The following is a 13,898-nucleotide window of genomic DNA, read 5'->3' as shown; positions in this document are numbered from 1 at the left end:
AAACGGGTTTCCCTGCGCTGTTTTCATAAGTGGATTTCATTAATGCAGGCACCAAAATAAGCATACGGAAATGATCCGCATGCCTTAGAGTGCATGGTCATTATCCCACTGCTGGCTTACGAGGTTAGCTGGCGGATTCGGACTGTGGTAGCCCTACGGTTACAGGCCCTGGCGGCCCGCTCCGATTCACCCCTTTTGGCCTTGGCCAAAGTGTGGTTCCCCCGTTTTTCCATCCGGAAAATTCAGCGCATATTCAACTTCTCACAAGGACTAATATTAAGCTACAACGCATCTTCCGTAAAGCGTGGAAACAAATGAAAAAAGAATGAAAAGCACTCAAAACAACCAAATTCATCATCCGGTATGTCTTGATCTTTCATTCTCTTTCATTATCCCTTTAACACGTGATTTTACAGGGTTTTTGTATAATATTTTTTGCTAAAATTAAGGGCATTCTCTTCTCTTCCTTCTGCCGTCAGCTACTTACTCTGCAGGCTCCTCTTTGCGTCCTGTCCAGAGCAGAATGGAGATTAAGGCAAAGGCTATAAGTGCAAGCAGAGGGACCGTTACAAATCCGAACCAATTCAGATAATCCTTGTTGCACGGTACGCCAATGGTGCAGGGAAGCACCTTGCTGAGCGCCGGAATTTTCTGCTCTGCATAGTGATAAATAGAGATGCAGCCGCCGATCAGACTAAGAGGAAGCACATAAGGAATGATCCGCTTGTCCGCCCGGTAGGTGGCGATCCCCAGCAGGAACAGCTGCGGGTACATGAAGATCCGCTGGAACCAGCACAGCTTGCACGGCTCGTAATGCAGGACCTCACTGAGATACAGGCTGCCCGCTACAGCTACCACACAGACGAACCAGGCCAAGTAGAGACAATTACGCCGGCAGAAGGCAGAGAAGGCGGTCATTGGGCGGCCCCTGCTCCCGCTGCTGCTGTTGCTGCCTGAATCTGGGCGTCAATCGCCTCCATATTGAAGGGCTCGTTCACCTTGATGCCGTTCACGTACAAGGATGGCGTATTCGTTACGCCCGTATCGGAGCCAAGCTGAATATCCCGGTCCAGTTCCTTCGCATAGGTGCGGTCATCAATATCCTTGCGCAGCAGGTCATAATCCACCGGCAGCTCCAGCTGCTTGGCGAGACTCACCATGAAGTCGGGCGTAGCCCACTCCTTGTCTTCATTCCCCTGGTTGGCATAGATCGCATCGAAGTATTTCCAGAACGCTTCCTGGTTCTGATGATACACCGATAGCGCTGCCAGGGAGGCCGTTCTGGAATCCTTGCCGATGAAGGCCAGATTCACGAAATAGAAGGCTGCTTTATTCTGATCTACATAACCTTGAACGATCTGCGGTTTGATCACACCGGTGAACTGGGCGCAAGCCGGACATTTGAAATCACCGAATTCCACAATTTTGACCGGAGCATCCTCCTTGCCGAGCCGCATCATTTCACTGTAATTGAAGGCAACCGGCTTACTGTCTGTGCCTGCAGGCGAAGAGTCCTTCGAAGCAAGCATGAATAAGCCTACAAAAATAATAACGACGATGGCCACCGTACTCACGATCAGAATTCTCGTTTTCTGCTTCTGCTGTTCCTGCTCTGCCCTGCGCTTCTCCTGCTTACTCATCTGGGGAGCCATGACATTGTTCTTTTTTGTTTTGCTCAAAGAGAGTTCCTTTCCGTCCTCAGGACTGTCGTGATAAAAGAATAGTTACTTTCAAATTATATAATGTTAACTCTCTTGTTGGCAATCGCTGTCTTATACGGCTTCATTCTCCTCTGCTGACTCCCCGCCTCCTGTATCCTTGCCGAAAAATACCTCCGGGGAATGCTCCTGTGACTGCAGCTTAATTCTGAAGAAGAACTGTGTGCCGCCCCCTTCTGCCGGTTCTGCCCAGATCTCTCCTTGCATCAGGTCTACGAGCTTCTTGCAGATCGCAAGGCCCAGACCCGTCCCGGGGTATTTGCGGGTATGCGACCCGTCCACCTGTGAGAAGGACTGGAAGAGCAGCTGCAGCTTATCCGGTGAGATGCCAATGCCCGTGTCGCGCACCATGAATTGCAGCGCCTGAGCAGCCTCCCTGACGCCATAGGACTCCACCTTAACCGTTACCGTGCCGGATGGCGTGAATTTCACCGCATTGCCGATCAGGTTGATCAGAATCTGACGGACACGCGCAGCATCTCCGGTGAACTTGTCGGGCAGCCCCTCTTCGATCTCAAGCTTCAGGGTTAGTGGTTTGTCTTGTGTGCTCACCGTGAACAGGTCCATACAGCCCTGGAGAAGCGCCTTCAGCCCGAAAGTATCCTTGTTCAGCGTGAGGCCATCCGCTTCCAGCCGGGAGATATCGAGAATATCGCTCATCACATTCAGCAGAGCATGGCTGCTTGTACTCTGAAGCCGCAGGAGCTCCAGATGCTCAGGGTTGCTGATCTCCTCAGCCAGCAGCTGGTTGACGCCGATAATGCCGTTCAGCGGCGTGCGGATCTCATGGCTCATGGTGGCGAGGAACTCGCTTTTCATCGTCACAGCACTCTCCGCAGCATCCCTCGCCTCCAGCAGCTCATACTGATACTTCATCAGGGCGGTCACATCCTCGGCCACGATATAGACCCACTGCTCCGTATGATGCAGCAAAGGAAAGACGGTGACACTGCAGATCAGCTGCTCCCCGCCTTTGCTCCGGACCTTCAGCTCCAGCTTGGAGGACTGCCCCCGTGAAGCGCGTGTTACGGCATCCCGCACGGCCGTTTCATCCCGTTCGCTGTACAGTATCGCCTTATAATTCCCCAGTTCTTCTCTGCTATATCCGGTAATGTCCCGCAGAGCAGGATTAGCACTGATAATCTTCTTGCGTGCAGGATCAATACAGATCACCATATCAGGGTTATGCTCGAACAGTGCGGTATACCGCTGCTCGTTGAAGGCTGCTGACTGGAGTATCCGCTGCCGGTCCCTGTACAGCAGAGCAAGGACGATCGACACAATGAACAGGAAAGAGCCGCAGAGGATCATTCCCAGTATGGAATCCTGCAAATAGAGCACTTGTCCGGCAGCACTGGAATGTTCTCCTATGGGGAATGAAGCGCCTGCCATGGCAGCGTAATGAATACCTGTGAACGCGCCGGTCAGGGTCAGGACAAGCAGCAGCTTTTTGAAGCTGAACATATTATAGGCCTGCTCCAGCCATTTCGGATCATAGGATGCGGTGACCACCGGGACGATCAAGGCGAACAGTACCGCCAGTGTAATAGAGAAGGCGCCTTGCTCATACGTTGCCGTAAGTCTCATCGACAGAATGCCGCTGAAATGCATAATCAGGATGCCGCTGCTGAACAGGAGTCCGCCCATGGCCAGATAGACCCTGCTGCGGGTGTGCGGGTTATTCAGCATAACTAACAGCATATAAGAGGCTGCGACGGGAATCACTAGAGAAAACGCCAGCAGAGGCAGATTATACGATACAGGAACGCCCATTTCCATTGCGCGCATCCCGATGAAATGCATGCTCCACAGGCCTGTGCCAAGCACCAGGGAGATGAGCAGGATGAACCGGGAGCTCCGATGGCCGCGAAGCAGACGTTCCGTCAGGTCCAGCGCCGTGAAGCAGGAGAGAAAGGCTATCGCAACCGACAAGAGGACAAGCAGATCATTGTAAGTGTTAAAAGGATGCTCCAACGCTCCCGCCCCTTTCTTGAATCGGATATATTACATGTATTTACACTTCCTTACCCGCCTTAAATCCGGCCGAATCTCAGTAACGCCAGAACCATCCAGCCTTATAATGACAAAAAAGCACAGCGCTATAGTAGCGCCATGCTCATATTGTATGCAGCAGCTTATGCTCCGGCTTCTTCCGTCAATAACTGCAGCTTCAGCAGCTTAATCCGGGAAATCCGCTTATTATCGGTTTCTTCGACCACGAATAAATGATTGTCGAACTCAATGGACTGGTCCTTTTGCGGCGGACTGACCTCCAGCTTGGAATACAGCCAGCCGCCGATCGTATCATAATCATCAGTCTCCATATGGATTCCGAGCTTGTCGTTAATCTCTTCAATCAGCATTAGTCCGTCAACGGAGTACTCATCCTCTCCCAGCTGCTCAATGCCGGGACGCTCCTCGTCGAATTCATCCTGAATCTCACCGACAATCTCTTCCATAATATCCTCCAGTGTAACCATCCCCGAGGTACCGCCGTACTCATCAATAAGAATGGCGATCTGGGTCTTGGCACGCTGCATGACCTTCAGGAGACTGCTGATCTGAATCGATTCCGGTACCGTCAATATCGGACGGATCAGTTCATTATAGCTCAGTGCCTTCTCCCGGATCATATCCTTGATATGAATGAAACCAAGAATATGGTCCTTGTCACCGTCACAGACCGGATAACGGGTTCTCATGCCGTCGAAGGCAATCTCCAGATTCTCCTCCGTCTCCAGATGCGTGTTCAGACAGATCATCTCGGTACGCGGAATCATAATCTCCCGGGCCATCGTGTCGGCAAATCCAAAAATATTATCCACCAGTGTCATTTCTGTGTTGTCGATCAAGCCGCTTTTGTTACTCTCCTGCATCAGAATGCGGATTTCTTCCTCCGTATGCGCAGTAGCCAGCTCGGAAGCCGGTGTCAGACGGAAGATCCGCAGCAGTCCCCGGGCAAGCCCGTTAACCACCCAGATGAATGGAAACATGATCCGGTAGAAAACGTTCATCGGTCCCGCAGTTAACAGAAGCACCGCCTCAGCCTTGTTCACAGCAATGGTCTTCGGTGCAAGCTCGCCGAGTACGATATGGAGAACCGTGATAAACATGAAGGCAATAATCAGGGAGATGACAAATACAGTCGTTTCATCAAAGCCCAGACCTCTGACCAGCGGCCCCACAATCGTGGCCACGGCCGGTTCTCCCAGCCAGCCCAGTGCAAGTGAAGCAAGGGTTACCCCAAGCTGGCAGGCTGACAGAAATCCATCCAGATTATGGACAATGTTCCTTGCCGCCAGCGCTCTCTTGCTTCCTTCCTCAATCAGCGATTCAATGCGCCCGCTGCGCACCTTCACCATCGCGTACTCCACCGAAACGAAAAAACCGTTAAGCAGCACAAGCAAAATAATAAGTCCTACATGTAATATACCGGGTAAAGGGTCGCTCAATTTATACTCCTATCCACCGTAATCTGTACGGCTGGATAGGCCCACCTCCTTCGTTTGCTCAAAATGTCAGACTCGATTACGCGAAGAGAACCCTTGCGTATCAATTCCCCAATGCCCTCATCTCCTATACAAAATCACGGATTATAAATAATACTTTCATTATATAAATATATTAGGTGAAACAGCAAGCATGCGTGTCCCCTCGAAAAATACAGCATATGTACGTACGGGAGCATAAGTAACGGCTGACCGCCTCAAACCAAGGCGGACAGCCGTTTTTGGGCAATTCTATGGATAAATGGCCGGAAAAGCGGATTAACAGTTACGCACTCCCAGCGGATTCCCGACAACGCCCGGATATTGATAGACAAGCGGCTCTTCGAAAGTGGCGTAATCAAAGTTAACCATCAGCAGCACCACCCGCTGTCCGGTAGCCCGGTCGCTGATAATCAGGTGGTCACGGCCCGCAGCTTCAAGCACCCCGGTGTAGACCTTGGCATTCCAGTCCTTGTTATTCTCATATGTGAAATAGAAGGTGCCCACCTTGCCAAGATTTAGGCGGAAAATATTCTCCACATAGGACTGTTCAAACACGGGGGCAGTTGTGGAGACCACCGTGCCGCCTGGCATCATGGGACTTCCGCTGCTTACCTGAGGCGGCATGGCGACCATGTTTCCCATGTTTCCCATGTTCCCCATGTTTCCCATTTTCCCCATATTTCCGATGTGCCCCATGTTGTTCATATTGGTCATGTTATTCATGTTCTCCATATTGTTCATATTGTTCATGTTGTTCATATTGTTCATGCTGCCTGCGGGATTGCTGCCCATCATATAAGGAACTGGGCGGTAGGGTTGAACGATCATGTACGGATTACCTCCTAAAGTGTAATAACTGCCTTGTCTTGCCTAGTATACTGCCGGACAATCTCCCTGTGTCGGAGTGAAGAAGCAGTGGGCCTTGTAGCGTCCGGTATTCTGCTGATTGTACCAGGTCGCCGGGCAATCGCCGACCGGGCGGAAGAACCAGAGCGCATTCGAGGCCGGCCAGGTTCGCTCCCCGTTAATCGCTCGTTTCGCCAGCCGGATATCGGCCTCCCGCGCCCGCTGATAGAAATATCCCTTTTGCGGGGCTTCGAAGCCGCCGGGGCTCTGATACACCATGTCGTTCACACTGCGGATGTTGTTGAAATCCAGACAGTTGCCAAGAATCCGGTTCACGCCGACATTGCCGACCATCAGCATGCCTGACTCCCCATCCTCTTCAGCCTCGGCCCGCATCAGCCGTGCAAGCACTCTTACGTCCTCCGAGTTAGTTTTGATGACAGCCACGCGTTCTCCTCCTTGCATTCATTTCATTAACAGGTGAAGCTGTGCAGACTATTGTTTTCTCCGTTGTTCTTTTGCTGCTCGCTGTATTGTATGTGTATTCGCCCAGGAGGTGACAGTCTGCACCCAATTTCCTGCCCCCTCTCCGTTCTTTCCCATGCTGGCGGCACGCCAAAAACCCCCTGGTTCCTGAGCGGGAACCAGGGGGTTACAATCACCATCTATAATGCATTGCCATCTTAGCTACTCTGCCGTGGAGTAATGAGGACGCCGTTGAAAGCCATGATACCGGGTCCCCTGATACGTCAGTATACCTTGGTCTCCCTCAGCGCTCATCCCGTATTCCTGTCCCTCCACCTTGAATTCCCTGCGCACCCCATCCTCAGCTTCATAGGTCAGATAGTAGGTGGTGCTGGTCCGGCTGGAGAGACTATCCTCCTGGGACTGCTGCTGGCGCACTTCGGTCCGCTTGCTCACGATACGGGCGGGAATGGACTGCAGGGGGGCTTTATTGTTCCGGCTCCACTGAAGCAATCCCCGGCCCGCAGACACAGCGATGATCCCCACGACCAGAGCGAGAAAGACCGGCAATACCGTTCCTGTAAAATCGAACAGCCAGGATGGATCACTCCCCGTTCCCATTGTCTCTTCCCCCTTATTCCCAAGTAGTTAGCACACCTGCCCATATAGGCTTCTCTACATGTATATGCCTCTTGTCTGCAAGACAGCACCGGCAGAAACGCAAGTAGAAACGGCTTCGCCGTCCTTTTATAGGACGGTACCGTTTCAGCCAGAAATAGAAAGGATAAGTTATCGTGTGAAACCTATAAGTTCTTATAATTGCAAAAAGACCATTCAGGTTCCGGTACTGCCTGGAACTTAAATGGCCTTCTATAATACCCGAGTGGCGGTTACATTAAGCATGTACGAGGTCTAACAGTTGTCTGGTTTCGTTCGTTTCTTCCGGCATCATGCCGTTGTCTGCCCAGCAGGCTTTGCATTGTTCTTCAGTCTGGCACAGGTGAGCGTCATCGCAGTTGTAGCACAGTTGCATCAGGTTTCTAGTCATATAATTCGTTTCAAAAGTTGTCATTGTAATCTCTCCTCTTCGGGTTGGAAGTTTGTTTGAAAGTTTGTGAAAAAAGTAACTTGTTCTCTATGTGTTAAATATATCACAGGATTCAGAATTTGTCATGTGATTTTTTTCACATTTTTAAAGAAAATTTTAAATAAGATTTTTCCTTATATTGTAGAGGCCTTTAAGCAGATTTAATGTGAAAAAAAGAGGCTATCCGTCAGAACGGACAACCTCTTGCAGAGTATTACATTACGCGCCAGCTCTCGCCGCCGTTGGTGGTCTGAAGCAGGATCGACCTGCGTTCCTCCTCCTTCGAGATCAGCAGCCAGCCGACATCGCTTGAAATGAATTGCAGCTTCACTACCTCCGGATACTCCAGAAGCTTGGACTGAAGCACCGTGCTGGCCGGAAGGGCCGTCCAGGTCACTCCCTGGTCCACCGTCTTATAGAGCAGGTTGCCTTCCAGCGACCAGCCCGTCATGGCATTCAGGAAGTCGGGTGCCACATTCCGGTTCATACCGGAGAGCGCCGGCCGCCCGAATGTGGTGAACTTCCAATTCTCTCCCCCATTGGCGGTAAAATAACCGTTAAAGCTCATGCTGCCTTCTTTGTCCTTCTGACAGCCAACCGGCATCCAGCCCCCGGCCGCATTCTTCCCGAAGAACTCAGGGACACCGGTAACCACCCGGTCACATCCTGCAAAGCTATCATTGACCAGGAATTCCGAACCGGGTACCCAGGTCGCCCCTCCATCTCTGGTCATATAGATCTTGGGCAGAGCGCCAGTCTGCAGCATAACAAACCCGCGGCTCTCATCATTAAAGATCATCCCTGTCGTGACACCGGCATGTGGAATCGAACTAGTCGGCAGATTCGGATTATACTGCTCATTCTGCATCACCAGATTCCAGGTGGCTCCGCCATCCTTGGTAGCATACAAAGCTTTGCTCTCTTTGGTGGCACTAGCATCCCACTTGGTCATCAGCCAGCCGTTCAGACCAGAGCTGAAGTATATAGAGGCCAGCTTGTTGGAGTCGGGGAACGCAGAGATCTGCCAGCTGTGTCCTCCGTCTGTGGTACGCAGCACCACGGTCTCGGTAGAGCCGAACGAGCTGCGGATAATCCAGCCATGCTCGGGGTCAGTGAAGAAAATCTCTTTGCCGTAGACCGGATTGCTCAGAAATTGTACATTCGTAGCTGGTGAAATATTCGCCCAGGTCTTGCCGTTATTCAGCGTCATGTACATTCGCAGCTCATTGCGCGTTACCCCCCAGGCCAGTCCTGCTGAAGCATTCAACAGCCGGAAGTCGGTCAGCCGCGTCTGAATCTGGTATTTCTTTGCATTTTCGGGTTCCACATTCTTGTTATCCGGGGTGATGACTGTAATCATCTGCCCTTCTTCCGGCGCTTCAGTCGGCTGAGGAGGCCGGGTAGCCTCCGGCGGAGGGGCGGACGAGCAGGCCGAGAGAACCAGCAGAGTCATAAGAAGCATCAACGCCACTCTTAGAATCTTGGAATATGAAGCTTTGGCTGACAATGCGCTCTCTCCTTTTCTTCATTCATGATTATTTAAAAAGATTATTTCTTCGTATTCAGATTACTGCGTTTGTAGCCATACAACGAGTAGATCACCAGCCCGATTGCAACCCAGATGATGAAGCCGATCCAGGTCTCTTTGCCGAGATTATACATTAAGTAGCCGCAGGTCGCCGCACTAAGGAGCGGAACCAGCGGAACCCATGGAACCCGGAAGCCTCTCTTAAGATCTGTCTTCGTCCGGCGGAGCATAATGACCCCGAGTGACACAACCAGGAAGGCAAATAAGGTTCCGATACTCGTCAGGTTGGCCAGCCTGTCCAGAGGAACGAAGCCGGTAAGCACGGCGATCAGACTGCCCACCATCCAGGTGCTGTGCACCGGGGTATGCGTCTTGGAGCTAACCTTGGACAAGCTCTTCGGCAGCAGCCCGTCACGCGAAATAGCGAACAGCAGGCGGGTCTGGCCGAACAGCATAACCAGCAGAACAGTCGTCATTCCGGCAATCGCCCCGATGGAGATCAGTCCGGCAATCATATTCTGGCCTACGAACCGCAGGGCAAAGGATACCGGGTCGCTGACATTCAGACTCTGATAAGGCACAATGCCCGTCAGGACCAAGGATACGGCGATATATAAGACTGTACAGATAGCAAGAGATGAGATAATACCGATTGGAAGATCGCGCTGCGGGCGCTTCACTTCTTCTGCGGCGGTTGAAATGGCATCAAAGCCAATATAGGCAAAAAACACAGTAGCCGCGCCGTTCATCACGCCATGAATCCCGAACGGCAGGAAGGGCGTCCAGTTCTCCGGCTTCACATAGAAAATGCCGGTGATAATGAACAGCAGCACTACGGAGATCTTGATTGCGACCATCACTGCGTTGAAGCGGGCGGTCTCCTTAACCCCCCGTGTAAGCAGATAAGAGATCAGCAGGATAATAATGACGGCAGGCAGATTGATGAACGTTCCCTTATCCGCATTATACGCTCCAGACAAAGCTGTCGGCAAATGTATACCAAAGCCCTCCAGCAGCCCCTGGAAATAACCAGACCATCCGCTGCTGACTGCTGCGGCAGCAACCCCGTATTCCAGTACAAGATCCCAGCCGAGCACCCAGGCCAGCAATTCGCCGAAGGCCACATAGCTGTAGGCATAGGCACTGCCGGATACCGGCAGGGTCGAAGCAAATTCGGAGTAGCACAAGGCGGACAGCACACAGGCAATCCCCGCGATGATGAAGGATAGCACCAGTCCAGGACCGGCATGCTCTGCAGCAGCCACACCCGTCATTACAAAGATCCCGGTGCCGATAATGGCGCCTACCCCAAGCATCGTCAAATCCAAGGCGCCCAGTGTCTTGCTAAGCTTCTCCGCTCCGGCATTCTGGGGAATGGCCAGCGGTTTTTTGCGGAATAAATCCATACTTCAGTTCGCTCCTGTCAAGTGGTTGAGTGGATAATAGAAAAACCTTAGTTAGCTTACCCTATTTCGGGTAATGGATGAAAAGCGGACAGCTTGAAAACACTATCCCTAGCGATTATGATGGATAAGATTGGACAGCAAGTGGAACGGCTCTGCCTTCCTTATACTACCAAAATACAAATGCTGGAGGAGATTGAACATGGCCCCATTTAAGCCCAATCGCGTTGTAGTCATCGGTACCGGTGCAGTCGGAACCACTACAGCCTATACGCTGCTGCTGCGTAAGCGCATGCCCGAGCTTGTACTGATCGATGTGAACCACCAGAAGGCGCTTGGTGAAGCGCTGGATATGAACCATGGTATGCCTTTTGTAGGAGGCGTGAAGCTATGGGCCGGCACCTATGAGGATTGCCGTGAAGCCGACATTATTATCGTCACAGCCGGAGCCTCCCAGAAGCCTGGTGAAACCCGGATCGACCTGCTCCGCAAGAACATCTCGATCTTCAAAGATATCATCCAGAAAATCACGAAATACAATCATCACGCCATCCTGCTGATTGCGACCAATCCGGTCGATATCCTGGCTTACGCTACCCTGAAGATCAGCGGCTTCGACCGCAGACGGGTTATCGGCTCAGGAACGGTACTGGACAGCGCCCGCTTCCGTTACCTGATCGGAAAGCACAAGGAGATTGATCCGCGCAGCATTCATGGACAGATCATCGGGGAGCATGGCGATTCCGAGCTGCCGGTCTGGAGTCTCGCCAATGTCGCCGGGATTGATCTGGGCTTCGATGAAGCCGAACGCAAAGAAATCTTCGAGGATACGAAGAATGCCGCTTACGAGATTATCGACGCCAAGGGATCGACCTCCTATGCCATTGCGCTTGCACTGGACCGCATTGTAGCGTCCATTCTGAACAATGAAGGCTCTGTTCTGAATGTATCCACATTGCTGAACAACTACAACGGCGTCTCCGATGTGTTCCTCGGCGCTCCGTGTGTTGTAGACCGCTCCGGGGTGCGTGAGGTACTGGATCTTCCGCTCAGCGAAGAAGAACAGAGCTTATTCCAGCAGTCCGCTGACAAGCTCAAGAGTGAAATTTCCAAGCTGGAGCTGTAATTTCAGCATGAACAAGCCGGCCGCCAATCCGCAGGGATTGGCGGCCTTTTTTTTGAAATCTAAGCATCCAAGCATTTACAAGCCGCGAAGACGCGTTAAGCGACTAAAGTGAATGTTGCGATTGATTTCACAATCCGTTTTTCCCTTTCTCATGGTAGCAATTCATAGACAAGTTGTCATCCTAAAAATGCACATTCCATGTAATTTATGCGTTAGGGTATGAACAAAAGTTCATACTTCAAGTGATATGAATGCTGGACAGGCCGATTACAGGCTGCCGCGTAGCTTATCAGCGCTGCTGATTTGCAGCCGGGACATCGCCTCTTCCTTCTCCCGGCTCGTGATATGCGTATATACTGTAGTCGTCTGAATGGAAGAATGACCCAGCAGCTCCTGTACGGTCCGCAAATCTGCCCCTTTGCGCAGCAGCATGGTGGCGAAGGAATGACGCAGCTTATGACTCGAATAGGCACGCTGCTGGGAAGAGGGCAGCTCACTCTGGAAGCGGCTGAAGGTATCCGCAGCAATGCCCTGAATTCCCCGGATCGACAGTCTGCGGCCCTTCTGTGAGATGAACATGGCCTCTTCTTTGCTCCGCCAAGGGACCAGCCGGTCTGCAATCGCCTGATCGAGATAAGGGGCCACATCCTCCGGAACCGGAATGCCCCGCCATTTGCGCCCTTTACCGAAGACCCGCAAGGAACGTCTGTCTACATTATAATCACTCAAATTCAGCGTATGTACTTCTCCTACCCGAAGCCCCATATAGGACATAAGCAGGAAGACCGCCAGATTGCGGCTTCTGTACTTGCCGTCCACCGCTGAGAGGAACCGCTCCAGCTCTCGCTCCTCCAGATAGACCGGCTCACGGTTTTTGTCAGTCTTGGATTTCTTGATTCCTGCCGCCGGGTTAATCGATAACAGCTCCAGCTCGGACAGTGCCTTGAACAGACAGTTGACCGAGGCATGCTTGCGGTTACGGGTGGCATCGCTGACTCCGCGCTCACGTACCGAAGTCAGGTAGGACACCACATGCAGCTTTTTGACCGTTCCCAGCTCCCTGCCGTTCAGACTGTCCAGGAATTCCCGCACATCGGCAAGGTAGGATTTCTGGGTGTGTGCTGTATAACCGGCATCCTTCATCCAGATCAGGAAGGCCTCCAGCTCTTCTTCGTATGTTAGTTCAAGCTTATTCATGATCCGTCCCCTCCCTCTTAAGTACAACTATTATATCATTCCGCAGCAGCAGCTTCTCTCCATCCGGCAGCATGCTTCTCTACCATTCTGAGGAACTCGCTGAGCGCAGGAGACTTCCATTTCTTGTTATGGTAAGCGATCTGGGTGGCCACCCGCTGCGATTGGTCATTCCAGTTCAGCCGGCCCAGCTTGCCTTCCGCCAGCTCGCGCTTCACCGTAATCTGCGGCAGAAAAGAGAGGCCGAGACCGGCCATCACACACTGCTTGATCGCTTCAATGCTCCAGAACTCCAGATTCGGATCAGGAAAGACGCCGTGGCTGTTCAGATGACGTTCAAACAAGGTACGGTAGGTGCAGCCCGCTTCAGTATGCAGAATGGTTACGTTCTTCAACTGATGCGGCTCCACTTCAGCAAGCTCCAGCAGGGGATGATCCAGCGGAGCTACCAGAGCCATGGCTTCATGGATCAGCGTCTCACAGTACACATCCTTATACTCTGTTTCCGGCTGCAGCAGGAAGGCCAGATCCAGCTCCCCGGAGCGGATGAATTCGGTCAGCTCCCAGCAGGCCCCCGGCTTCAGGGTAATCTGCACCTGCGGATAACGGCTGCGGAAATCCTTAATAATGCCGGGAAGCCTAAAAGCCGCCAGGGATTCCGGTGCGCCAATCCGCAGCGAACCGGCTATTTCGTGCTCAGAGCGGAGGGCATTCTCAGCCATCGTGTGCATTTTGGAGATTTCTTGAGCATACGGCAGCAGGCGGCGGCCTGCATCGGTAAGCATAATCTTTTTGCTGATCCGGTCGAACAGGGGTTGCCCCAGCTCTGCTTCCAGCGCCTGAATCTGAGCGGTAATGCTGGACTGGGCATAATCCAGCTTCTGCGCTGCGCGGGTGAAGCTTCCGGTCTCTACCACAACGAGAAAGGTGAACAGATGCTTCGATTCCATGGCGGACCTTCCTTTGATCCATCGGTTTTTCGAATGGATGTTATTTGATAATTCCGTTTTTCCAATGGATCTATTATCTGATACTCTATA

General features: G+C 52.1%; 13 protein-coding genes and 1 riboswitch. Of the genes, 1 reads left to right on the top strand and 12 read right to left on the bottom strand.

Going from position 1 to position 13,898, the window contains the following annotated elements:
- Nucleotides 1–97: 97 nt before the first annotated feature.
- A riboswitch (cyclic di-AMP (ydaO/yuaA leader) is annotated at nt 98–258 on the bottom strand.
- Nucleotides 259–483: 225 nt separating this feature from the next.
- The 10 genes from NST04_RS18790 to NST04_RS18745 form a co-directional block, all read right to left on the bottom strand.
- On the bottom strand, nt 484–918 hold the full coding sequence (locus NST04_RS18790) for a disulfide oxidoreductase (RefSeq protein ID WP_340753415.1): 435 nt from the start codon (nt 916–918) through the stop codon (nt 484–486).
- Nucleotides 915–1,679: a DsbA family protein gene (locus NST04_RS18785; protein ID WP_341185586.1), complete on the bottom strand. Its 765-nt coding sequence runs from the start codon at nt 1,677–1,679 to the stop codon at nt 915–917. The genes NST04_RS18790 and NST04_RS18785 overlap by 4 nt, the downstream gene beginning before the upstream one ends.
- A gap of 93 nt (nt 1,680–1,772) precedes the next feature.
- The gene (locus NST04_RS18780; RefSeq protein WP_341185585.1) at nt 1,773–3,692 is read right to left on the bottom strand and encodes an ATP-binding protein; all 1,920 of its coding nucleotides are present in this window, start codon (nt 3,690–3,692) and stop codon (nt 1,773–1,775) included.
- 161 nt (nt 3,693–3,853) lie between these two features.
- On the bottom strand, nt 3,854–5,170 hold the full coding sequence (locus tag NST04_RS18775) for a hemolysin family protein (RefSeq protein ID WP_341185584.1): 1,317 nt from the start codon (nt 5,168–5,170) through the stop codon (nt 3,854–3,856).
- Between the two features lie 315 nt (nt 5,171–5,485).
- Nucleotides 5,486–5,887 carry a spore coat protein GerQ gene (gene gerQ, locus NST04_RS18770; protein ID WP_341186795.1) on the bottom strand — a complete coding sequence of 134 codons (402 nt, stop codon included), beginning with the start codon at nt 5,885–5,887 and terminating at the stop codon, nt 5,486–5,488.
- A 192-nt stretch (nt 5,888–6,079) separates the two neighbouring features.
- On the bottom strand, nt 6,080–6,502 hold the full coding sequence (locus NST04_RS18765; protein WP_036695386.1) for a cell wall hydrolase: 423 nt from the start codon (nt 6,500–6,502) through the stop codon (nt 6,080–6,082).
- Nucleotides 6,503–6,742: 240 nt separating this feature from the next.
- Nucleotides 6,743–7,141, bottom strand: coding sequence for a DUF2500 domain-containing protein (locus NST04_RS18760; RefSeq protein ID WP_036695387.1), 399 nt, complete (start codon nt 7,139–7,141; stop codon nt 6,743–6,745).
- A 274-nt stretch (nt 7,142–7,415) separates the two neighbouring features.
- The gene (locus NST04_RS18755; RefSeq protein ID WP_340753410.1) at nt 7,416–7,592 is read right to left on the bottom strand and encodes a hypothetical protein; all 177 of its coding nucleotides are present in this window, start codon (nt 7,590–7,592) and stop codon (nt 7,416–7,418) included.
- Between the two features lie 229 nt (nt 7,593–7,821).
- Nucleotides 7,822–9,114 carry a WD40/YVTN/BNR-like repeat-containing protein gene (locus NST04_RS18750; RefSeq protein ID WP_341185583.1) on the bottom strand — a complete coding sequence of 431 codons (1,293 nt, stop codon included), beginning with the start codon at nt 9,112–9,114 and terminating at the stop codon, nt 7,822–7,824.
- A 41-nt stretch (nt 9,115–9,155) separates the two neighbouring features.
- Nucleotides 9,156–10,541 (bottom strand): APC family permease, encoded by a 1,386-nt coding sequence (locus NST04_RS18745; protein WP_341185582.1) that lies wholly within the window; start codon nt 10,539–10,541, stop codon nt 9,156–9,158.
- Nucleotides 10,542–10,734: 193 nt separating this feature from the next.
- Here NST04_RS18745 and NST04_RS18740 point away from each other — a divergent pair, with 193 nt between their 5' ends.
- Nucleotides 10,735–11,664 (top strand): L-lactate dehydrogenase, encoded by a 930-nt coding sequence (locus NST04_RS18740; protein WP_341185581.1) that lies wholly within the window; start codon nt 10,735–10,737, stop codon nt 11,662–11,664.
- Nucleotides 11,665–11,931: 267 nt separating this feature from the next.
- Here the strand turns inward: NST04_RS18740 and NST04_RS18735 are convergent, their stop codons facing one another.
- Nucleotides 11,932–12,861: a tyrosine-type recombinase/integrase gene (locus NST04_RS18735; protein WP_341185580.1), complete on the bottom strand. Its 930-nt coding sequence runs from the start codon at nt 12,859–12,861 to the stop codon at nt 11,932–11,934.
- Between the two features lie 35 nt (nt 12,862–12,896).
- On the bottom strand, nt 12,897–13,808 hold the full coding sequence (locus NST04_RS18730; protein ID WP_341185579.1) for a LysR family transcriptional regulator: 912 nt from the start codon (nt 13,806–13,808) through the stop codon (nt 12,897–12,899).
- Between the last annotated feature and the right edge of the window lie 90 nt (nt 13,809–13,898).

The organism is Paenibacillus sp. FSL H7-0756 (genome assembly GCF_038006765.1).
Taxonomy (GTDB): Bacteria; Bacillota; Bacilli; order Paenibacillales; family Paenibacillaceae; genus Paenibacillus_AQ.
This window is presented reverse-complemented; position numbering and strand designations above follow the sequence as displayed.